General features: G+C 72.3%; 18 protein-coding genes and 2 riboswitches. Of the genes, 11 read left to right on the top strand and 7 right to left on the bottom strand.

Annotated elements, in window-relative coordinates:
* The 3 genes from JCR33_RS24410 to JCR33_RS24400 form a co-directional block, all read right to left on the bottom strand.
* Positions 1 to 2,144 (bottom strand): chromosome segregation SMC family protein (locus JCR33_RS24410; protein ID WP_198884762.1); only part of this gene is annotated, 2,144 nt, incomplete at its 3' end.
* A 24-nt stretch (positions 2,145 to 2,168) separates the two neighbouring features.
* Entirely contained in the window at positions 2,169 to 2,771 is a 603-nt protein-coding gene (locus tag JCR33_RS24405; protein ID WP_198884761.1) for a DsbA family protein, read from the bottom strand.
* Between the two features lie 31 nt (positions 2,772 to 2,802).
* Positions 2,803 to 3,360, bottom strand: coding sequence for a DUF721 domain-containing protein (locus tag JCR33_RS24400; protein ID WP_198884760.1), 558 nt, complete (start codon positions 3,358 to 3,360; stop codon positions 2,803 to 2,805).
* Between the two features lie 681 nt (positions 3,361 to 4,041).
* Between JCR33_RS24400 and JCR33_RS24395 the strand changes: the two genes are divergently transcribed.
* Both JCR33_RS24395 and JCR33_RS24390 read left to right on the top strand, forming a co-directional pair.
* A complete protein-coding gene (locus tag JCR33_RS24395) occupies positions 4,042 to 5,091 on the top strand; it encodes an A/G-specific adenine glycosylase (protein WP_332461265.1) in 1,050 nt (349 codons plus the stop codon).
* Between the two features lie 83 nt (positions 5,092 to 5,174).
* Positions 5,175 to 5,873, top strand: a complete 699-nt coding sequence (locus JCR33_RS24390) for a metal-dependent hydrolase (protein WP_198884759.1) — start codon at positions 5,175 to 5,177, stop codon at positions 5,871 to 5,873.
* Between the two features lie 87 nt (positions 5,874 to 5,960).
* On the opposite strand, the gene JCR33_RS24385 is transcribed toward JCR33_RS24390, so the two are convergent.
* Positions 5,961 to 6,233, bottom strand: a complete 273-nt coding sequence (locus JCR33_RS24385; protein ID WP_198884758.1) for a BolA family protein — start codon at positions 6,231 to 6,233, stop codon at positions 5,961 to 5,963.
* A gap of 223 nt (positions 6,234 to 6,456) precedes the next feature.
* Between JCR33_RS24385 and JCR33_RS24380 the strand changes: the two genes are divergently transcribed.
* Both JCR33_RS24380 and JCR33_RS24375 read left to right on the top strand, forming a co-directional pair.
* Positions 6,457 to 8,256, top strand: coding sequence for a D-alanyl-D-alanine carboxypeptidase family protein (locus JCR33_RS24380; protein ID WP_211110566.1), 1,800 nt, complete (start codon positions 6,457 to 6,459; stop codon positions 8,254 to 8,256).
* A gap of 65 nt (positions 8,257 to 8,321) precedes the next feature.
* Entirely contained in the window at positions 8,322 to 8,771 is a 450-nt protein-coding gene (locus JCR33_RS24375) for a YraN family protein (RefSeq protein ID WP_198884756.1), read from the top strand.
* Positions 8,772 to 8,811: 40 nt separating this feature from the next.
* Here JCR33_RS24375 and rnhA read toward each other — a convergent pair whose 3' ends face one another.
* From rnhA to ispH, 3 genes are all read right to left on the bottom strand, one after another.
* Positions 8,812 to 9,306: a ribonuclease HI gene (gene rnhA / locus JCR33_RS24370; protein WP_198884755.1), complete on the bottom strand. Its 495-nt coding sequence runs from the start codon at positions 9,304 to 9,306 to the stop codon at positions 8,812 to 8,814.
* Between the two features lie 1,173 nt (positions 9,307 to 10,479).
* A complete protein-coding gene (gene thrB, locus JCR33_RS24365) occupies positions 10,480 to 11,451 on the bottom strand; it encodes a homoserine kinase (protein WP_198884754.1) in 972 nt (323 codons plus the stop codon).
* Between the two features lie 9 nt (positions 11,452 to 11,460).
* A complete protein-coding gene (gene ispH / locus JCR33_RS24360; RefSeq protein WP_198884753.1) occupies positions 11,461 to 12,459 on the bottom strand; it encodes a 4-hydroxy-3-methylbut-2-enyl diphosphate reductase in 999 nt (332 codons plus the stop codon).
* A 121-nt stretch (positions 12,460 to 12,580) separates the two neighbouring features.
* Here ispH and JCR33_RS24355 point away from each other — a divergent pair, with 121 nt between their 5' ends.
* From JCR33_RS24355 to JCR33_RS24325, 7 genes are all read left to right on the top strand, one after another.
* Entirely contained in the window at positions 12,581 to 13,141 is a 561-nt protein-coding gene (locus JCR33_RS24355) for a hypothetical protein (protein ID WP_198884752.1), read from the top strand.
* A gap of 70 nt (positions 13,142 to 13,211) precedes the next feature.
* Positions 13,212 to 13,296: riboswitch (glycine riboswitch) on the top strand.
* A riboswitch (glycine riboswitch) is annotated at positions 13,297 to 13,396 on the top strand. It abuts the riboswitch before it with no gap.
* 47 nt (positions 13,397 to 13,443) lie between these two features.
* Positions 13,444 to 14,583: a glycine cleavage system aminomethyltransferase GcvT gene (gcvT, locus tag JCR33_RS24350; protein WP_198884751.1), complete on the top strand. Its 1,140-nt coding sequence runs from the start codon at positions 13,444 to 13,446 to the stop codon at positions 14,581 to 14,583.
* The gene (gcvH, locus tag JCR33_RS24345; protein ID WP_198884750.1) at positions 14,580 to 14,951 is read left to right on the top strand and encodes a glycine cleavage system protein GcvH; all 372 of its coding nucleotides are present in this window, start codon (positions 14,580 to 14,582) and stop codon (positions 14,949 to 14,951) included. Before gcvT ends, gcvH begins: the two co-directional genes overlap by 4 nt.
* Complete coding sequence (locus JCR33_RS24340) at positions 14,948 to 15,394, top strand: NUDIX domain-containing protein (protein ID WP_198884749.1); 447 nt, start codon at positions 14,948 to 14,950, stop codon at positions 15,392 to 15,394. Before gcvH ends, JCR33_RS24340 begins: the two co-directional genes overlap by 4 nt.
* Positions 15,395 to 15,468: 74 nt before the next feature.
* On the top strand, positions 15,469 to 16,800 hold the full coding sequence (gene gcvPA / locus JCR33_RS24335; RefSeq protein WP_198884748.1) for an aminomethyl-transferring glycine dehydrogenase subunit GcvPA: 1,332 nt from the start codon (positions 15,469 to 15,471) through the stop codon (positions 16,798 to 16,800).
* Complete coding sequence (gcvPB, locus tag JCR33_RS24330) at positions 16,797 to 18,305, top strand: aminomethyl-transferring glycine dehydrogenase subunit GcvPB (protein WP_198884747.1); 1,509 nt, start codon at positions 16,797 to 16,799, stop codon at positions 18,303 to 18,305. The genes gcvPA and gcvPB overlap by 4 nt, the downstream gene beginning before the upstream one ends.
* Positions 18,306 to 18,429: 124 nt before the next feature.
* Positions 18,430 to 19,236, top strand: a complete 807-nt coding sequence (locus JCR33_RS24325; RefSeq protein ID WP_198884746.1) for an SDR family NAD(P)-dependent oxidoreductase — start codon at positions 18,430 to 18,432, stop codon at positions 19,234 to 19,236.
* Positions 19,237 to 19,377 lie beyond the last annotated feature (141 nt).

The raw sequence follows: 19,377 nt of genomic DNA, 5'->3' as shown, positions 1-19,377 counted from the left end.
GCCTCGGCGGCGTCGAGCGCCGCGGCGAGGCGCGTCTCGGCGGCCTCGGCCTCGCGCGCCTTGGCGTCGGCGGCGGAGAGGCGGGAGCGGGCCTCGCCGCCGGCCTTGCGCGCGGCGGAGAGCGCCTGCCGCGCGGCGGCCTCGCGAGCGGTCGCCTCCTTCAGTGCGGCGGCGGTCTCGGCGACCCTCGCGTCGGCGGCGTCGCGGCGCGGCCGCAGCGTCTCGAGCTCGGCCGTCAGCGCGGCGAGGCGGTTCTTCTGGGCGAGGCGCTCGGCGGCGGCGCTCGGCGCGCCGGCGTTCGAGGCGTAGCCGTCCCAGCGCCACAGCGCGCCGGCGCGCGACACCAGCCGCTGCCCGGCCTTCAGCGTCTTCTGAAGGCGCGGCCCGTCCGCGTCCGCCACCACGCCGATCTGGGCGAGGCGACGGGCGAGCGCGTCGGGCGCCGCGACGTGGGCGGCGAGCGGGTCGACGCCCGCCGGCAGGCCGCCGTCGGCGCCGGGGTTCGTCGTCCAGCGCAGCGCCGCCGTGTCGGAGACGGGGGCCTGAAGGTCGTCCCCCAAGGCGGCGGCGAACGCCTTCTCGTAGCCCTCGGCGACGCGGCAGGCTTCGAGCACGGCGTCGCCCGACTTCGTCAGCATCGTCGTCAGGCGTTCGAGCGCCCGCGCCTCCGTCTCGCATCCGGCGACGTCGGAGCGCGCTTCCGCCAACGCCTCGCGGGCGGCGGCGTCGGCGGTCTTGAGCTCGGGGAGCGCGGCCTCGGCGGCGGTGAGAGCGTCGGACGCCTCGCTCTCACGGGCCTCGGCGGAGGCGAGGGCGGCGGCCGCGGCCTCGCGCTGGCGCATCGCGTCGCTCTGACGCGCGGCGGCGAGCTGGCCGGCGATGCGCTCGGCCTCGCCGCGGGCGCGGGCGGCCTCGGCGGTCGCCCGGGCATGGTCCTTGTCGGCGGCGGCGCGGGCGGCGAGCACGGTGGCGGCGCGCTCCGTCGCGGCGGTGGCGGTCTCCTCGGCGGCGCGGGTCGCCTCGGCGGCGGCGCTCGCCGTCGCCTCCAAAGCGGCGATCCGCGCGTCGGCCCCCTCGTTGGCGCGGGTGAGGTCGGCGCGCTCGCCGGTCAGCCGCTCGACCCAGCGGGCGGCGTCGGCCTTGGCGCCGTCCTGCCGCGCGAGGTCCTTTTCCAGCGCCTCCACCTGGGTCTTCAGCCCGGCGATCTTGTCGGCGAGCTCCTTGTCCTTCACGTCGAGCGCGGTGATCGCCGCGGCGATCCGCTGCCGCGCCGCCGAGGCGGCGGCCTCCGCCTCGCGCAGCGGCGGCATCGCGTGCTCGGCGACGACCTGCTCGGTGGCGGTGCGGGTCTGGTGGGCGGCGGCCTCCGTCATCGCGGTGCGTGCAGCGGTGAGGCTCGTGTCGGCCTCCGCCACGGCCGCCCGCGCCTCCATCCAGCGCAGATGGTGGACGGTCGCCTCGAGCGTGCGGATCTCGACGGACAGGTTGCGGTAGCGGTTCGCCTGGCGGGCCTGGCGCTTCAGGTTCTCCACCTGCCGCTCCACCTCGCCCGCCACGTCGTCGACGCGGGAGAGGTTCTGCTCGGCGGCGTTGAGCTTCAGCGTCGCCTCGTGCTTGCGCGCCCTGAGGCCGGAGATGCCGGCGGCCTCTTCGAGGATGTTGCGTCGGTCGGTGGGCTTCGCCGCGATCAGCTCGGCGACCTGCCCCTGGCGCACCATCGAGGGCGAGCGCGACCCGGTGGCGGCGTCGGCGAAGAGGAGCTGCACGTCGCGGGCGCGCACCAGCTTACCGTTGACGCGATAGTCGGAGCCGACGCCGCGGGTGATGCGGCGCGTCACCTCCAGATGGTCGGCGGTGTTGAGTTCGGCGGGGGCGGAGCGGTCGGCGTTGTCGAGGACAAGCGAGACTTCGGCCGTGTCGCGCGTCGGGCGCCGGCCGGAGCCGGCGAAGATCACGTCGTCCATCGACGAGCCGCGCACCGACTTATAGGAGGCCTCGCCCATCACCCAGCGGAGGGCTTCGACGAGGTTCGACTTGCCGCAGCCGTTCGGCCCCACGACACCGGTGAGGCCGGGCTCGATCAGCACGTCCGTCGGGTCGACGAACGATTTGAAGCCGGTGAGGCGAAGCTTGTCGAACTTCATAGCTCCGCCTCATACCGATTCGCCCTATGAGTCGAGCTTGGAGTCGATCAACTCACGGAAAGCGTTGATACTGCGGTCGCCCTCGAGCTTTTCGCCGTCGATGAAGAATGTCGGCGTGGCGGTGACCCCGAGGCTTTCGTAGCCGTTGTCCTTCACCGCATTGATGCCGTCGAGAAGTTGCTGATTGGTTAAGCAGGCCTCGAACTCCTGGTTCGTCATGCCGGTCTGCATCGCGAGGCTGCGGATCTTGCCCAGCGCGCCGTCGCGCACGGCCCACTCGCGCTGCTTCTCGAAGAACAGGTCGACGACGTCGTAGTAGCGGTCGCCCGAGCAGTTGGCGATCATGAACACGGCGGCGGCGAGCGGGTCGAACGGAAACTCGCGCAGGACGAACTTCACCTTGCCGGTGTCGATATATTCCTTCTTGAGCGCCGGGAAGGTGGTCTCGTGGAAGTTGGCGCAGTGGGGGCAGGTCATCGACGCATACTCGATGATCTCCACCGGAGCGTCCTCGGAGCCGAGGACCTTGTCGGGCAGCGGGTCGGCAGCTCGGGCGGAGCCGACGAGAGCCGTGCCGGCCAAGGGCAGCGCCATCGCCATCGCGGCGAATGTGCGGCGGGTGATCATTCTGGGAAACCTCGCTGTGTCACTCGCCCTCTTATGGGGCCTTTCGCGCCTTGCTCAAACTGCGCCGCCGAACGCTGACCCCCAATCGCGACAGGGCGCGCTTCAAATCTTGGTGGGCGACGCCGTCGATTTCGGCGGCCATCGCTTCGATGGCGGCGGGGTCGGCGGGCGGTGGGGTTTCGGCGACGGGGGTGAGGCGGGAGGCGCGTCGCGCCCTCCATCCGCGGGTCTGCGTCACGCGGATGCGGGCGATGGCGGGCCAGCCGATCAGGATGTTGGCCCGCTCCACGATCTGCGGCGCCACGTGCTGGATCGACAGGGCGCACGAGGCCTCCGCCCGGATGACGAGGGTCGCGCCGTAGCTGCGTCCCTCGCTCTTCGGCCACACGATGCGCTCGATGGCCGCGCCCCGGGCGAAGCGCTCGCCGAAGATCTCCACCGGATCGAGGAGCAGCGCGGCGTTGGCGACGCCGCGTGATCGGCACGCCGGGCTCACCAGGGAGCCGATCATCTCGGCGAGCGGCCGGGGGCCGTGCGCGCGGTGAACCGTCACGGGATCGCAGGGCGAGGAGCGCGAGGTGGATGTCATGGCCCCCATCCTCTCCTCCAACAGGGGCTCGCACGCAACGCCAAAATGCGCGCTTGCGACGGGCGGTGGAAGATCGGGGACGGTGCCGTCCGCGGGGCGAGGGATGAGTTGCGCGCGGCGCGGGAAGTTGCTCCGGTCCGATCCATGAAGACGCTCACCCCCTCCCGCCGCGCCGCTCTCCGCCGGGACCGCCGCCGCGTGCGGCGAGGGCGTCGGCCGCTCGCCGCCGCGCCGGCACCAGCACCGGCACCAGCACCGGCACCGGCGCTGCCGCGGCCGCCCGCGGCCCGCCGCGTCGGCCCCGCCGCCCCGACGCCGAGAGCCACGGAGACTGCCGCGACCCCGCCGACCACTCCGGCCACCCCGCCGCCCGCCACTCGGAAGCCGGCCACCCCGATGCCGGCCACCCCGATGCCGAGCATCCCGACGCCGAGCACGGCGGCGCCGGGCCCCGCGAAGCCCCGCCGCCGCAAGCCGTCGGCGTCCGCGCCCGCGACGTCGCCCGGGGCGGCCGCCGGCGAGGACGCGACCCCCGGCGAGGAGGCGATCCCAGGCGAGGACGCGATCCCGGCCGAGCCCTCCGGGGCCACGCCGGAGCCCCCATCCGAGCCCCCATCCGAGCCCCCATCCGAACCACCGTCGGCCGCTCCGGGCGCTCCCGCCCGCGCCCGGCCGGACGCGGTGCGCACCCGATCCGCGGTCAGGACGCCGGGGCCCGCCGACGGGGCGGCGCTCCTGAGCTGGTACGACCGGCACCGCCGGGCGCTGCCCTGGCGCGTGGTGGAGGGGCGCGCCGACCCCTACCGCGTGTGGCTTTCCGAAATCATGCTGCAGCAGACCACCGTCGCCGCGGTGATCCCCTATTTCGAGCGCTTCACCCGGCGCTGGCCCACCGTGGTGGATCTCGCCGGCGCTGAGGACGGCGACGTGATGGCCGCCTGGGCGGGGCTCGGCTACTACGCGCGCGCCCGCAACCTCCTCGCCTGCGCCCGCGCGGTGGCGGCGCGCGGCGCCTTCCCGACGACGCGCGAGGGGCTTCGCGCACTGCCGGGCGTCGGCGACTACACCTCGGCGGCGATCGCCGCCATCGCCTTCGGCGAGACCGCCGTGGTGGTCGACGGCAACGTCGAACGCGTCGTCGCCCGCCTCCTCGCCCTTCCCGTGCCGCCGAAGAGCGCGCGGCGCGAGGTGGAGGCGAGCGTGGCGGCGATGCTCACCGAGCGCGCCGGCGACTTCGCCCAGGCGATGATGGACCTCGGCGCGACGATCTGCACGCCGCGCAACCCCGTCTGCGCCCTCTGCCCGATCGCCGAGCCCTGCGCCGCCCGGACCGAGGGCGAGCCGACCCGCTACCCCGTCAAGGCCGAGAAGAAGCCGCGCAAGGTCTGGCAGGGCGTCGCCTTCGTGCCGGTCCGGTCCGACGGGACGATCCTCACCCGTCGCCGGCCCGAGCGCGGCCTCCTCGGCGGCATGAGCGAGGCGTGGGGCTCGCCGTGGGGGGATGCGCCGGCCGACCCCTTCGCGCACGCCCCCTTCGGCGCGCCCTGGCGCCCGGCGGGCGGCGTCACCCACGTCTTCACCCACGCGACGCTCACCCTCGACGTCTTCGTCGCCGAGGTGGGGGAGGGGGCGGCCACCCCGACGGGCGGCACCTGGCAGGCGCCCGCCGCGGCCGGCCTTCCGACGCTGATGAAGAAGGTGGTGGAGCGGGCGCTCGGCGCCCTCGGCTGAGCTTCACCCGAGCTTCACCTTGCCACCATCCCCTCTGAGGTGGTTGTTGGGCCCCGCAAGATCGGACATCCGATGGAGAGACTATGCGCCTCACGTGGTACGGCCATTCGGCCTTTCGTGTGGAGTTCGGCGACACCCGGCTCCTGATCGACCCGTTCCTCACCGCCAATCCCAAGTGGGACGGCGACTGGGAGGGTCCCGCCGAGGGCGTCACGCACGTCCTCCTCACCCATGGGCACGACGATCACATCGGCGACGCCGCGGCGATCGGCAAGACCAACAACGCCCAGATCGTCGGCGCCTTCGAGGTCTGCCAATATCTCGCCGAGCAGGGGGCGGGCAACATGAACCCCGGCAATCACGGCGGCACCGTCGATTGCGGCACGTTCACCGTCTCCTTCGTCAACGCGCTGCACTCCTCCGCGTCGCGCGCCACCGGCACGGTGGTCTATCTCGGCAACCCGCTCGGCCTCGTCATCACGCCGAAGGACGACAAGGTGCTCTACGCCATGGGCGACACCGGCATCTTCGGCGACATGGCCCTCGTCAACGAGCTCTACGCGCCCGCGGTGGGGCTGGTGCCGATCGGCGACCGCTTCACCATGGGCGGCAAGCAGGCGGCGCTCGCGTGCAACCGCTATTTCGACTTCGGGGCGATCGTGCCGTGCCACTTCGGCACCTTCCCGCTGCTCGATCAGACGCCCGACACCTTCCTCGCCGCCTTGGGCGAGACGGCCTCGAAGGTGGTGCTGCCGGAGATCGGCAAGCCGTTCGAGGTCTGACGGACGGCCGGCGGACGGCCGGGCGCGACGGTCCGGCCTGTGCGGGACGCGATGCGTGGGGGACGCGAGGCGGGCGCGCCGCCTTGCTCAGCCGGCGTCCGGCACCTCGGCCTTGATGGCGAGGGCGTGGATCGGGCCGGCGAGGAGGTCGGCCGCCGCCTCGTTCACCATGCGATGGCGGGCGAGGCGGGTGGTGCCGCGGAAGGCGTCGGCCGCGATCGTCACGCGGAAATGGGTCTCGCCCTCGGGGCGGGCGCCCATGTGGCCGGCATGGAGGTGGGACTCGTCCACGATGTCGAGCCGCCGTGGGGCGAAACGCTCGTTGAGGACGGTGGCGAGGCGTTGCTGAACCGGGCCCATGACCTTATGCTATCCTTCCGCTGGCACGGATCGTCGGCGATGCTGGGGACGGTCCGCTCGAGGGGGTTCTAGGCCAACCGGCGGGGCGCGTCGAATGCTCCTTGCTCCGCCCCCTCAGCCCGATACCTGAACGCAGGAGCCGACGGTTTTGGTTAGACGTTCTCGGCGATGGTGCGGTGCCCTCGCGGTCGCGGCGATCGGCCGCGCGATCGGCACGACCACCATGCGCGTCGCAGGCGCGGCGATCATCGGTGCGGCCGGCGCGATGCTCGTGTGCGCGGCGAGCGCTCCGGCGCGGGCCGAGGTCGGCGCCTATCTTCTCTTCGACATGGCCGACGGCACGGTGCTCGCCGAATACGAGGCGACGCGGCCATGGTACCCGGCCTCGATCACCAAGCTGATGACGGCCTACGTCACCTTCGAGGCGATCCGCGAGGGGCGCCTCGCGATGACCTCGCCGGTGCGCATCTCGCCCCAGGCGAGCCAGCAGCCGCCGAGCAAGATGGGCTTCGCCATCGGCACCGTCATCACGGTGGAGACGGCGCTGCGCATCATCCTGACGAAGTCGGCCAACGACGTGTCGGTGGCGCTCGCCGAGGCGGTCGGCGGCACCCAAGGGGGCTTCGTCGACCGGATGAACGCGGCGGCGGCGAAGCTCGGCATGTCGACGACGAGCTACGACAATCCGCACGGCCTGCCGAACGCCAAGCAGATCACGAGCGCGCGCGACATCGCGGTCCTGATGATGGCGCTCGCCGAGGACTATCCCGACCGGGCCGACTTCTTCGACATGGGTGGCGTGCAGCTCGGCAAGCGCCTGCTGCGCAACCACAACGGGCTGATCCGCCGCGTGAAGGGGGCCGACGGGATGAAGACGGGCTTCATCTGCGCCTCCGGCTTCAACCTCGCGGCGACGGTCACGCGGGGGAAGACGCGTCTCGGCGCGGTGGTGCTCGGCGGGCTCACGGTGCTGGAGCGCGACCAGCGCACCGCCGAGCTTCTCGAAAAGGGGTTCCAGAGCCTTCAGAATGGCGGCGTCGTCGCCCTCGACGGCTTCGACGACCCCGACGGCGGCCTCGCCTACGCCGCGGTCACCGGCGAGCGGCCTTCCCTCGGCACGGTGGAGGAGCTTGCGCCGCGGCCGGAGGCGACGGTGGCGAACCGGCGCGACGAGGTGTGCGGCGCGCGGCGCCCGATCACCCGCTACGACGACGGCACGGTGTCGAGCCTCGCCGAGCTCGAGGCCCAGCGCGGCGCGGCGAACGACTACCGCGCCGAGGCCGCCCGCCGCGCCCGGCTGCGCGCCGAGCGCCTCGCCGCCCCACGCGACCTGCCGCCGCTCCCCACCGCGACGGCCGCGAACGAGGTGATGGGCGAGGCCGCCGCCGGGGTGGTGAGCGAGGCGCCGGGTGACGCTGCGAGCGGAGCGGGGTCCGCGCCGGACGCCGCGGCCGTCGGCGAAAGCCTCGTCCTCGCCGCCGACACGCCGGTGCGCGCCTACGCAGGCGAGGCGCTGGTGCCCGAGGGCTGGGCCCGGGCGGCGGCACTCGTCGCCCCGCCGCCCCGACCGGCCCGCGACGACGCCGAGGCGACGATGATGGCGCGGGCCGACTTCGCCCCGGACGACTGGCGGACCTCCCCCGGCCGCCCGTGGGCGAACCCGCTGCGGATTGCCGCCTTCGCCGTGCCGCTCGGCGATCCGCCGCCCGAGCGCCCGCTCGGCTATCTCGGCCCGTCGCGCGCGATCGTGCCGATTCCGATCTCGATCGGCGGCGCCGACGACACTCGTCCGACGCCGCTGTCGGGCACGGTGGTGGGCGGCGGCCGCGCCCCGCTGCCGCGCACCAAGCCCCTCGTCGAGCCCGGCGCCCAGCCTGCCACCCAGCTCGCCACCCAGGCCGCCAGGGAGCCGATCGCGGCGCTCTTCACCACGACCGTCGACCCCGACGCCGTGGTCCGCCACGCCGCGGAGGTGCGGGCGGAGGTCGGCGCGCGGGTCGAGACTCCCGGGGGAGGCTCTTGACCTCTGGTTGTGAATATGCAACTATAAGAGGAATAGAGGGTCGTCTCATGGTTGCAGCAAGCGGTGTGGTCACAGTTCCTCTCGGTGTCGGCCGGGCGGCGCCGTTCTTCCCGGTCCCCGCGGGGCGGAGCCGGCGCACATCCGCCGAGCGTCGCCGCTCCTACGACTTCGGCCTCGCCGCGGAGCGCGATGCCGCCCATTTTCTGCGCGCCGGCGGCTACGCCATTCTGCGGCAGCGCTTCAAGGGCCGCTCCGGCGAGATCGATCTCGTGGCTCAGCGGGACGACACCGTCGCTTTCGTGGAGGTCAAGGCACGCCGGCGGGGGTGGGACGGGCTCGATGCGCTCGACTGGCGCAAGCAGGCGCGCATCTCGGCCGCCGCCGACGAGTGGCTTGCGGCCCACCCCGTCTATGCCGGCTACTGCCAGCGCTACGACATCGCGCTCGTCTGGCCGGGTGGGGCGATCGAATATCTCGAGAACGCGTTCGAGCACGTGGAAAGCGGGGGCTGGTAGCGCCACCCGCGTATCCGCGTCCCTGCCGCCGCCTTGCGCCTCAGTCCGCCGCCTCGCCAGGCGAAGGATCGCCTCGCACCATGGCGATACCCTGACGGGCGAGCTCGTCCGCCCGCTCGTTCATCGGGTGGCCGGCATGGCCCTTCACCCAGTGCCAGCGCACGTCGTGGCGGGCGGCGAGCGCATCGAGGACACGCCACAGATCGTCGTTCTTCACCGGCTGCTTGCTCGCCGTGCGCCAGCCCCGCGCCTTCCACCCGCCGAGCCACTCGGTGATGCCCTGCCGCACATATTGGGAATCGGTGTAGAGGTCGATGCTCACCGGGCGCTTCAACGCCTCGAGCGCGCGGATCGCCGCGGTCAGCTCCATGCGGTTGTTGGTGGTGTGCGGCTCGCCGCCATGGAGCTCCTTGGTGCGATTCCCATAGCTCAGGATCGCGCCCCAGCCGCCGGGGCCGGGATTTCCGCTGCAGGCCCCGTCAGTATAGATCACGACGGGGCGGGAGCGATCCGCTGAAGGCGGTGAACTGGCCATGATTGTCCGGGAGATCGTTGAGGCGAACGCCGCGAGCCTCGTCGGCGACCCGGGGTTGCGGCGGTCATAGACGCCGCACGGCCCTCCGCGCAAGGCGGCGGGGCGCAGCGTCTGTGCACTGTCTGTGCACTCGAGGCTCGGCCGTACGCCGACGATCACTGTTGTGCGAGCCATCCGCCACGTGGTTCGGTGGTGGCCGGTTCGAGGTCCTGCGACGCGGTCTACGTCCGCCATGCCGCTCCGTCCGACGTGCCGCGCTTCGACGCAGGGGCCACGAACGCCGAGGTTCCGGCTCCGTACTCCGTCCGCGGCATGACGCGGTCGGTGCGGCGGACACCATCGTCCTTCGGGAACTGTCCGCGGCACCGCATCGTCCGACCGGCGATCCGCATGGGTCGGCGGCCACTCCCGCCACCGCGCGTTGCTTCATCGCCCGCGTGGGATTGTCGCCGACCAAGCCGGCAGGCTCCGCCTCGATACGCCAACCGAGCCACCGACTCACGCACGCCTGCCGCCGGCTCGATTCGATCGCGGCGGCATGCCTGTGCCTCGAGCCACCTGTCGTGCCGCGCGGCCAGACCGCATCGCCCGTGCGTTGCGCCCCCACGCCGCGCGGTCAAATCGCGGCGGCGTGCCTCTGCGCCGAGCCTCGCCGGTTAGGCCCTGCACGAGGTCGCATCGCCCGTGCGCCATGGCCTCGCACGCTGCGCATGGTACGGCCGCGGCGGCATGCCTGTGCCTCGAGGGTCGCCGGTCGCACTGCGAGGTCAGACTACGCCGCCCGTGCGTCACGCCCCCACGTCGCGCGCGGTTAGATCGCGGCGGTGCGCCTCTCGCCGAGCCATGCCGGTCGCACTCTCGGGCCGGATCGTCGCGCTCACATGCCGTCGCCCCTCACGCCCGGTGCTGTCCGGTCGCAGTGGCGCGCCTCTGAAGCCGAACTCGACGATCGCGCTGCCGCGTCCGACGCCGCGCGGGGCGGCCGTCGTGGTGCGACACGCCGCCATCCAGCCCGCGCCGCCACGACACGGGGTCGCCGACGCATCGCCCCCGCGCCAAGCTCACCCGCATGCTCAGCGCCCCCACGCTCGGCACCCCCGCAGCCAGCCGCCCCGCCGCGAGCCGCGTCGCAGCCGGCTCCGCCGCCGTGCGCGGCTCGACCCCGCCGCCGCCTCAGTCCTGCAGCTCGATGCCGTATTCGGCCGGGGAGCGGACGCGCTGGTGGAAGCGCAGGCGCTCGAAATAGGGCGCCGGGTCCTTCGGCGTCACCAGCGCGTTCTTCGGCACCCGCAGCCAGTCGTGCAGCCGCGTCAGGCAGAAGCGCAGCGCCGCGCCGCGGGCGAGGATCGGCAGCGCCGTCACCTCCGCCGTCGACAGCGGGCGCCGCGCCGCGTAGCCGAGCGTCAGCGCCCGCGCCTTCGTCACGTTGAACGCCCCGTCGTCCTCGAAGCACCAGGCGTTGAGGCAGATGGCGATGTCGTAGGCGAGGAGCTCGTTGCAGGCGAAGTAGAAATCGATGAAGCCCGACAGCGCACGCCCGATGAAGAACACGTTGTCGGGGAAGAGATCGGCGTGGATCACCCCGTCGGGCAGCGTGCGCGGCCAGCACTCGGTGAGCATCGTCAGCTCCTCGTCCACCATCGCCCGCATGCCGGGGATGACCCCGTCGGCGTCCTCGGCGGAGGCGGCGAAGAGCGGCGCCCAGGCGTCGATGCCGAGGGCGTTGGCGCGGCGCAGCGGGAAGTCGACCGTCGCGAGGTGAAGCTCGGCGAGCCCGCGCCCCACCTCGGCGCAGTGGGTCGGGGAGGGGCGGCGCGTGGAAATCCCGTCGAGGAAGGTCACGATCGCCGCCGACCGCCCGCACAGCGTCGACAGCAGCGCCCCGTCGCGCCGGGCGACGGGCTCGGGCGCCTTGAACCCCTTCGCCGCGCAGTGGGCGAGGAGGCCGAGGAAGAACGGCAGGTCCTCCACCGCGACGCGCTGCTCGTAGAGCGTCAGGATGAAGATGCCGCCGGTGGTGCGCAGCAGATAGTTGGAGTTCTCGACACCCTCGGCGATGCCCTTCGCCGACAGCAGTTCGCCGATGTCGTAGTCGGCGAGGAAGACCTCGAGCGCGGCGTCGTCGACCGCCGTGTAGACCGCCACGGTCGCGGGCTACAGCGTCTCGAACGCGCCGGCGCGCGCGGGGGCGGCCGGGGGAGCGTCCTCGCGCAGCCGGCGGGGCAGGGCGAACGAAATGGTCTCGTCGGTGGTTCGGGCGGTCTCGACGGCGACGGTGAAGCGCGTGGCGAAGGCGTCGAGCACTTCCTCCACGAGCTGTTCCGGGGCCGAGGCGCCCGCGGTGACGCCGAGCGTGGCGATGCCGTCGTAGGAGGCGACGTCGATCTCGTGCGCCCGCTGGATGAGGTCGGCCCGTCGGCAGCCGGACCGCTCCGCCGTCTCGCGCAGCCGCTGCGAGTTGGACGAGTTGGGCGCCCCGACGATGATCATCGCGTCGCACCGCGGCGCCACCGCCTTGACCGCCTCCTGGCGGTTGGTGGTGGCGTAGCAGATGTCGTTCTTGTGCGGCCCGACGATGGCGGGGAAGCGCTCGGTGAGGGCGGCGACGATGTCGCGCGTATCGTCCACCGACAGCGTCGTCTGGCTGATCCAGGCGAGCCGCGTCGGGTCGTCGACCGCAAGTGCGGCGACGTCACGCACCGTCTCGATCAGCGTCACCGCGCCGTCGGGCAGCTGGCCGATGGTGCCCACCACCTCCGGATGGCCGCGATGGCCGATGAGCAGGATGTGGTGGCCGCGCTTGTGGTGGATCTGCGCTTCCTTGTGTACCTTGGAGACGAGCGGACAGGTGGCGTCGACGTAGAAGAAATCGCGCGCCTCGGCCTCGCGCGTCACCTCCTTCGGCACGCCGTGGGCGGAGAAGATCACCGGCCGCCCGTCCTCCTCGATCTCGTCGAGCTCCTCCACGAACACCGCGCCCTTCTCCTCCAGCGACGTGACGACGAAGCGATTGTGCACGATCTCGTGACGGACATAGACCGGCGCGCCGTAACGCTCGAGCGCCAGCTCGACGATCTGGATCGCCCGGTCCACCCCAGCGCAGAAGCCTCGGGGGGCGCATAGGATTACCTTCAGTGCGGGGCGGTCCGCCATCGCGGTGTTCTCCACGTTGCATTGCTGCGCCTCTCAGTCATAGAGGTGGGCGAGTGGAGTAAGTCAAGGAGCGCCTTCTATGGGGTCTCGTGGCGGTGCACAGAGATGCAGTGAACGCGCGATGCAGGCAACGGGGAGGCGGTCGACGATCGCCCTCGGCCTCGTCGCATTGGCGGTGACGCTCGCCGGCTGCGGCGGCAGCGGCTCGGCCGCGGGCGGTCCGTCGGCGACGTCGGCGGTCGGCACGTTCTTCCGCGGCACCAACCAGGAGCCGACGTCCGTCAGCATCGACGCCTCGCCCGCCGTCTGTCCGCGGGTGCGCATTCAGCCGCAGACCGAGGTGCTGCGGCGCGGCGACGAATCGGACACCGACGGCAGCAAGCTGCGCTGGCAGGCGAGCATCACGCGCACCGCCCGCGAGTGCGCCAACGGCGAGGGCGGCGGCATCGTCACCCGCATCGGCGTGTCGGGGCGCGTGGTGCTCGGCCCGCGCGGTGAGGCCGGCACCGTGGAGCTGCCGTTGCGCATGGCCGTCCGCGAGGGCGACACGGTGACCTACAGCCGGGTCCACAACGTGTCGGTCAAGGTCGAGGGCGCCTCCGCCCCGTGGGCCTACGTCGAGGAGAACGTGAAGATCGCCGATCCCGGCAACGCCGAGATCATCGTCGGCTTCGACGGCTGAGCGCCGACCGGGCGGGCTGTGCGAGGCGGCGTGCTCCGTCTTGACACGAGGGCCCGCCCATCTATCTTCGGCAGCGTGCGCGGGAGAGACCGCTTAGGCGGCGCCGAAGGAGCAACGGCCCGGAAACTCTCAGGCAAAAGGACCGCGCACGGGCGAACATTCTGGAAAGCGGCCGCTGTCAGTTGCGGCCCACCGAAGGAGTAGCCGGGGTCCGTCCCCGGGAAATCTCTCAGGTGCCATGACAGAAGGGCAAACTCACGGCCACCGCCGTGGGCGTCCTGTCGTGGCCCTGGGAGGAATGAGTGTCCGACCCCGCAGACTGCGCTACCGGAGCCGAGCTCCGCCGCACCCCGCTCTACGAGCGTCACAAGGCCGCCGGCGCACGCCTCGTGCCCTTCGCGGGCTACGAGATGCCGTTGCAATATGCCGGCATCATCGCCGAGCACACGGCGACGCGCGAGAGCGCCGGCCTCTTCGACGTCTCCCACATGGGTCAGATCCGCCTCACCGAGACGCGTCCCGGCGCGGCGGCGGCATGGCTCGAGCGCCTCACCCCGTCCGATATCGCCGGCCTCGCCGACGGCGGCGCCCGCTACACCGTGCTCACCAACGCCGCCGGCGGGGTGGTGGACGACCTCATCATCACCCGCCTCGGCGACCACTTCCGCCTCGTGGTGAACGGTGCGCGCCGCGCTGCCGTCCGCGCCCACTTCGAGGCGAACGCCGATCCCGACGTCGCCGTCGACTATCTCGACCGCGCCCTGATCGCCCTCCAGGGGCCCGCGGCGGAGGCGGTCCTCGCCCCGCACGTCGCGGCCGACATCGCCGCCATGGACTTCATGACCGCCGTCCTCACCGAGGCGTTCGGCGTCGACGCCATGGTCTCGCGCTGCGGCTATACCGGGGAGGACGGCTTCGAGGTGTCGCTTCCCGAGGACGCCGCCGGCGCCGCGTGGGACGCGCTCGTCGGCGACGGCCGCGTGTCCCCCGTCGGCCTCGGCGCGCGCGACACGCTGCGCCTCGAAGCGGGCCTCTGCCTCTACGGCCAGGACCTTTCGGAGGAGATCAGCCCGGTCGAGGCCGGCATCGGCTGGGTCGTGCCCAAGCGCCGCCGCACCGAGGGCGGCTTCATCGGCGACGCGCGCATCATGCAGGAATTCGCCGAGGGGCCCGCCCGCAAGCGCGTGGGCCTCACCGCGGCCGGCCGCGTGCCGGCGCGCGCCGGGGCCGAGCTCCAGGTCGACGGGGCGACCACCGGCATCGTCACCTCCGGCGGGGTCGGACCCACCGTGGGCGGGCCCATCGCCTTCGGCCTCGTCGACCCGGCCCACGCCACCATTGGTCAGGAAATTGCAGCGGTGGTGCGGGGCAAGCCGGTCGTCGTCACCGTCGCCAAGCTGCCGTTCCTGCCATCGCGCACCAAACGCAAGGGATCCTCATGAAGCGCTTCACCAAGGACCACGAGTGGGTCGAGCTCGATGGCGACATCGCGACCGTCGGCATCACCGACCACGCCCAGGAGGCGCTCGGCGACATCACCTTCGTCGAGCTGCCCGACGTGGGCCGGACGCTCGCCCCGGGTGACGCCTTCGCGGTGGTCGAGAGCGTGAAGGCCGCCTCCGACGTCTACGCGCCGCTCGCCGGCGAGGTCACCGAGATCAACGGCGCGCTCGACGACAAGCCCGAGCTCGTCAACGAGGCAGCCGAGGGTGCCGGCTGGTTCATCAAGCTCAAGGTGGCCGACGCCGCCGCCGTCGAGGCGCTGATGGAGCAGGCCGCCTACGACGACTTCCTGAAGACCATCGAATGACGAGCCCCCGCCTCGCCGCCCGTGCCGTGATCGTGGAGGAGGGTCGCCTCCTCCTCGTCAACGCGTACCCGGATGGCCGGAGCGATCTGTGGTGCGCCCCCGGCGGCGGCATCGAGGCGGGGACCGACATTCCGAGCAACCTCAAGCGCGAGGTGCACGAGGAGACCGGCCTCACCATCGAGGTCGGCCCGCTGGTGCTCCTCAACGAGTTCCACAGTTCCGCGAGCGGCTTCCACCAGGTCGATCTCTTCTTCCGCGCCACGATCCTCGCCGGGTCGATCGGCGAGGGGTGGCGCGATCCGGCGGCCGTCGTCACCGAGCGGCGCTTCTTCAGCGAGGCCGAGCTCTCGGCGATCCGCTTCAAGCCGGACAGTCTCGCCAAGGTCGCCTTCGGCGCCGGCGAGACCGTCCACTACGACGCGCTCGAGGAGCTCGTCGTCTGACGCCCGACGCCGCTCCGCTTCGGGGCGGCGGTGAGTGAACCACACCGCCGGATAGGCGAAGCGATGGGAGTGACATGCGTTATCATCCGCTGACCGCCGACGATCGGGCGTTGATGCTGCGCAGCATCGGCGTCGACACGGTCGACGACCTCTTCACCGATGTCCCCGCGGGCCACCTTGTCGAGGGCCTATTGGATCTGCCGAAGGGCCGCTCGGAGATCAGCGTCGAGCGCGCCCTCTCGCGGATGGCGGGCCGCAACCGCGCCGCGGGAGCGGGTCCCTTCTTCGTCGGCGCCGGCGCCTATCGCCATCACGTGCCGGCGAGCGTCGACCACCTCATCCAGCGCTCCGAGTTCCTGACCTCCTACACCCCCTATCAGGCCGAGATCAGCCAGGGCACGCTGCAGGTCCTCTTCGAGTTCCAGACCCAGGTCGCCCGCCTCACCGGCATGGAGGTGGCGAACGCGTCGATGTACGACGGCTCGACCGCCACCGCCGAGGCGGTGATGATGGCGAGCCGCCTCACCCGGCGCACCCGCGCGGTGGTCTCCGGCGGCCTCCACCCGCAATATCGCGACGTGATCGACACCGTGGCGACCGGCATCGAGGTCGCCGCGCTGCCCGCCGATCCCACCAACGCGGAAGACATCGCCGCGGCGATCGACGACACGGTCGCCTGCGTCGTCGTCCAGACGCCCACCTTCTACGGCCACCTCGTCGACCTCGCGCCCATCGCCGAGGCGGCGCACGCGGCGGGGGCGCTGCTCGTCGCCGTGTTCACCGAGGCGGTGGCGCTCGGCGCCATCGAGCCGCCGGGGGCGCTCGGGGCCGACATCGCGGTGGGGGAGGGCCAGTCGATCGGCAACGCCCTCAACTTCGGCGGTCCCTATGTCGGCCTCTTCGCCACCAAGAAGAAGCACGTGCGCCAGATGCCCGGCCGCCTCTCCGGCGAGACCGTCGACGCCGACGGCAAGCGCGGTTACGTCCTCACCCTGTCGACCCGCGAGCAGCACATCCGCCGCGACAAGGCGACGTCGAACATCTGCACCAACTCCGGCCTCTGTGCGCTCGCCTTCACCATCCACATGACGCTGCTCGGCGAGAAGGGGCTGAGCCGGCTCGCCCACCTCAACCACGCCCGCGCCTGCGCCACCGCCGACGCGCTGGCGCGTGTCCCGGGCGTCAGCGTCCTCAACGACACCTTCTTCAACGAGTTCACCATCCGCGTGCCCGGCGAGGCCGAGCGCGTGGTGGAGCGCCTCGCCGAGTGGAACATCCTCGGCGGCGTCCCGGTGTCGCGCCTCGACCCCTCCGCGCCGGGCGACCTCATCGTCGTCGCCGCCACCGAGATGACCACCGAGGAAGACATCGCCGAATACGCCGAAGTGCTGGGAGGCCTCAAATGAGCGACACGTTCACCGGCAACAAGGCGCTCGAGATCCACGAGCCGCTGATCTTCGAGACCGGCCACGTGGCGACGACCGGCGTCGACGTCGAGGAGCCGGCCGCCTTCGAGAGCCGCCTCGGCGGCCATGCCCGCAAGACGCCCATCGATCTGCCCGGCCTCACCGAGCCCGAGACCATGCGCCACTATGTGCGCCTGTCGCGGCAGAACTACGCCATCGACCTCGGCCTCTACCCGCTCGGCTCGTGCACCATGAAGCACAACCCGCGCCTCAACGAGAAGATGGCGCGGCTGCCGGGCTTTGCCGACATCCACCCGCTGCAGCCCCTCTCCACGGTGCCGGGCGCGCTGGAGCTGATGCAGGAGCTCTCCCACTGGCTCTGCGCGATGACCGGGATGACCGCCGTCGCCCTGTCGCCCAAGGCCGGCGCCCACGGCGAGCTCGCCGGCATGATGGCGATCCGTGCCGCCATCGCCGCCAAGGGCGAGACGCGCCACGTGGTGCTGGTGCCCGAGAGCGCCCACGGCACCAACCCCGCCACCGCCGCCGCTCTCGGCTACAAGGTGGAATCGATCAAGGCCCGCGAGGACGGCACCGTGTCGGTGGAGGCGGTCAAGGAGAAGCTCTCCGCCGACGTCGCCGCCATCATGCTGACGAACCCCAACACCTGCGGCCTGTTCGAGCCGGAGGTGAAGGCGATCGCCGACGCCGTCCACGAGGCCGGCGCCTACTTCTACGGCGACGGGGCGAACTTCAACGCCATCGTCGGCAAGGCGAAGCCGGGCGACCTCGGCGTCGACGCCATGCACATCAACCTGCACAAGACCTTCTCCACCCCGCATGGCGGCGGCGGCCCGGGCTCCGGCCCGGTGGTCCTGTCGGAGCGCCTCGCCCCGTTCGCGCCGGTGCCCTTCCTGCGCGCCGACGGCACCCTCGTGGAGCGCGCCGACGAGGCCGGCGAGGGCGAGATGCCGTTCGGCCGCCTTACCGCCTTCCACGGCCAGATGGGCATGTACGTGCGCGCGCTCGCCTACATGATGAGCCACGGCGCCGACGGGCTGAAGGAGGCCTCCGAGGACGCCGTCCTCGCGGCGAACTACCTCAAGGCCCAGCTCGCCGACGTGATGAGCGTCTCCTTCCCCGACCGGCCGGCGATGCACGAGGTGCTGTTCGACGAGAGCTTCCTGAAGGGCAGCGGCATCACCACCCTCGACTTCGCCAAGGCGATGATCGACGAGGGCTACCACCCGATGACGATGTACTTCCCCCTCGTGGTGCACGGGGCGATGCTGATCGAGCCGACCGAATCGGAATCGCTGCCCTCCCTCGATCTCTTCATCGCCACCCTGCGCGATCTCGCGCGGTCGGCCCGCGAGGGCGACACCGCCCGCTTCACCGAAGCGCCGCGCCTCGCTCCCCGCCGCCGCCTCGACGAGACGAAGAGCGCCCGCAAGCCCGTCCTCACCTACGAGCCCCCGGCGCCCTACCAGGAGGCCGCCGAATAGGCCGGCCTTCCACAGACACCCGCCACCCGGCCTCGGCGGGCGGCGGCGGGCCGATTCGCCGCGCCCCTGGGCATCGACGTCGCCGCCGTGCGACATAGGTGTCCTGAAGATGATGGATGGCACGATGAGCGAGAAGCTGAAGCGGCCGCCCCGGCCCGATCCGCAAGCGGCCCTCGTCACCGGCGCGACCGGCGGCATCGGCGAGGCGTTCGCCCGCGCCCTGCCGGCGGAGACGGGCCTCGTCCTCACCGGCCGCGACGCGGCTCGCCTCGCCGAATTGAAGGCCGAGTTCGGCACCCGCGCCGAGATCGTCCCGGCCGATCTCGCGACGGCCGAGGGCATCGCCGCCGTCGCCGACGCGGCCGAACGGTTCGGCTGCGACCTTCTCGTCAACAACGCCGGCCTCGGCGCCTACGGTGCCTTCCTCGAGGTCGATTTCGAGGAGCACCGGCGGGCGCTGCGGGTCAACGTCGAGGCGGCGATGGAGCTGGTGCACCGCGTGGTGCCCGGCATGCTCGCCCGCGCGCACCTTGCCGACCGGCGCGCCGGCCTCATCAACGTCGCCTCCTCCACCGCCTTCTTCCCGGTGCCGCGCCTTGCCACCTACGCGGCGTCGAAGGCGATGATCCTCGCCTTCACCGAGTCCTTCTCCGCCGAGATGAGCGGCGAGCCGATCGACATCCTCGCCTCCTGTCCCGGTGCCGTGCGCACCGAGTTCGGCCACCGCGCCGGCTATCGCGGCGGCGCGATCCCCGGCGCGATGGCGCCTGACAAGGTCGCCCGCGCCTCGCTCGCCGCCCTCGGCCGGCAGAAGACGGTGGTGATCGGTCCGCTCTCGGCGGCGACCTTCACCCCCGTGGCGCTCGCCCGCTCCGTCTTCGGCGACGCCTTGATGCGGGCGACGCGCGTGATGGACCGCGTCGGCCGCTGAGCCGATCGGGCGCCGCGCCCCGACGCGTGCTGGCGCGCGTTCAGGACAAGTGGAGCGGGCCTTCCGCTCGGAACGCGCGCCGACAAGGAAACTGGAACCAGCTTGTCTTATGCTTCTTCAGCCACTTCGAGGCACAAAGGA

Origin of the sequence: Acuticoccus mangrovi (assembly GCF_016411865.1) — a bacterium.
Lineage (GTDB): Bacteria > Pseudomonadota > Alphaproteobacteria > Rhizobiales > Amorphaceae > Acuticoccus > Acuticoccus mangrovi.
The sequence above is the reverse complement of the archived record's forward strand: the minus strand, read 5'-3'. Positions and strand labels throughout refer to the sequence as shown.

Coding starts and splice junctions, on each gene's coding strand:
- JCR33_RS24325 (WP_198884746.1), top strand. CDS start 18,430: ATGAGCGAGAAGCTGAAGCGGCCGCCCCGGCCCGATCCGCAAGCGGCC.
- rnhA (WP_198884755.1), bottom strand. CDS start 9,306: ATGGCCAGTTCACCGCCTTCAGCGGATCGCTCCCGCCCCGTCGTGATC.
- JCR33_RS24385 (WP_198884758.1), bottom strand. CDS start 6,233: ATGGGCCCGGTTCAGCAACGCCTCGCCACCGTCCTCAACGAGCGTTTC.
- JCR33_RS24400 (WP_198884760.1), bottom strand. CDS start 3,360: ATGACATCCACCTCGCGCTCCTCGCCCTGCGATCCCGTGACGGTTCAC.
- gcvPA (WP_198884748.1), top strand. CDS start 15,469: ATGCGTTATCATCCGCTGACCGCCGACGATCGGGCGTTGATGCTGCGC.
- JCR33_RS24355 (WP_198884752.1), top strand. CDS start 12,581: ATGCAGGCAACGGGGAGGCGGTCGACGATCGCCCTCGGCCTCGTCGCA.
- JCR33_RS24390 (WP_198884759.1), top strand. CDS start 5,175: ATGCGCCTCACGTGGTACGGCCATTCGGCCTTTCGTGTGGAGTTCGGC.
- gcvH (WP_198884750.1), top strand. CDS start 14,580: ATGAAGCGCTTCACCAAGGACCACGAGTGGGTCGAGCTCGATGGCGAC.
- JCR33_RS24340 (WP_198884749.1), top strand. CDS start 14,948: ATGACGAGCCCCCGCCTCGCCGCCCGTGCCGTGATCGTGGAGGAGGGT.
- gcvPB (WP_198884747.1), top strand. CDS start 16,797: ATGAGCGACACGTTCACCGGCAACAAGGCGCTCGAGATCCACGAGCCG.
- ispH (WP_198884753.1), bottom strand. CDS start 12,459: ATGGCGGACCGCCCCGCACTGAAGGTAATCCTATGCGCCCCCCGAGGC.
- JCR33_RS24405 (WP_198884761.1), bottom strand. CDS start 2,771: ATGATCACCCGCCGCACATTCGCCGCGATGGCGATGGCGCTGCCCTTG.
- JCR33_RS24380 (WP_211110566.1), top strand. CDS start 6,457: ATGCGCGTCGCAGGCGCGGCGATCATCGGTGCGGCCGGCGCGATGCTC.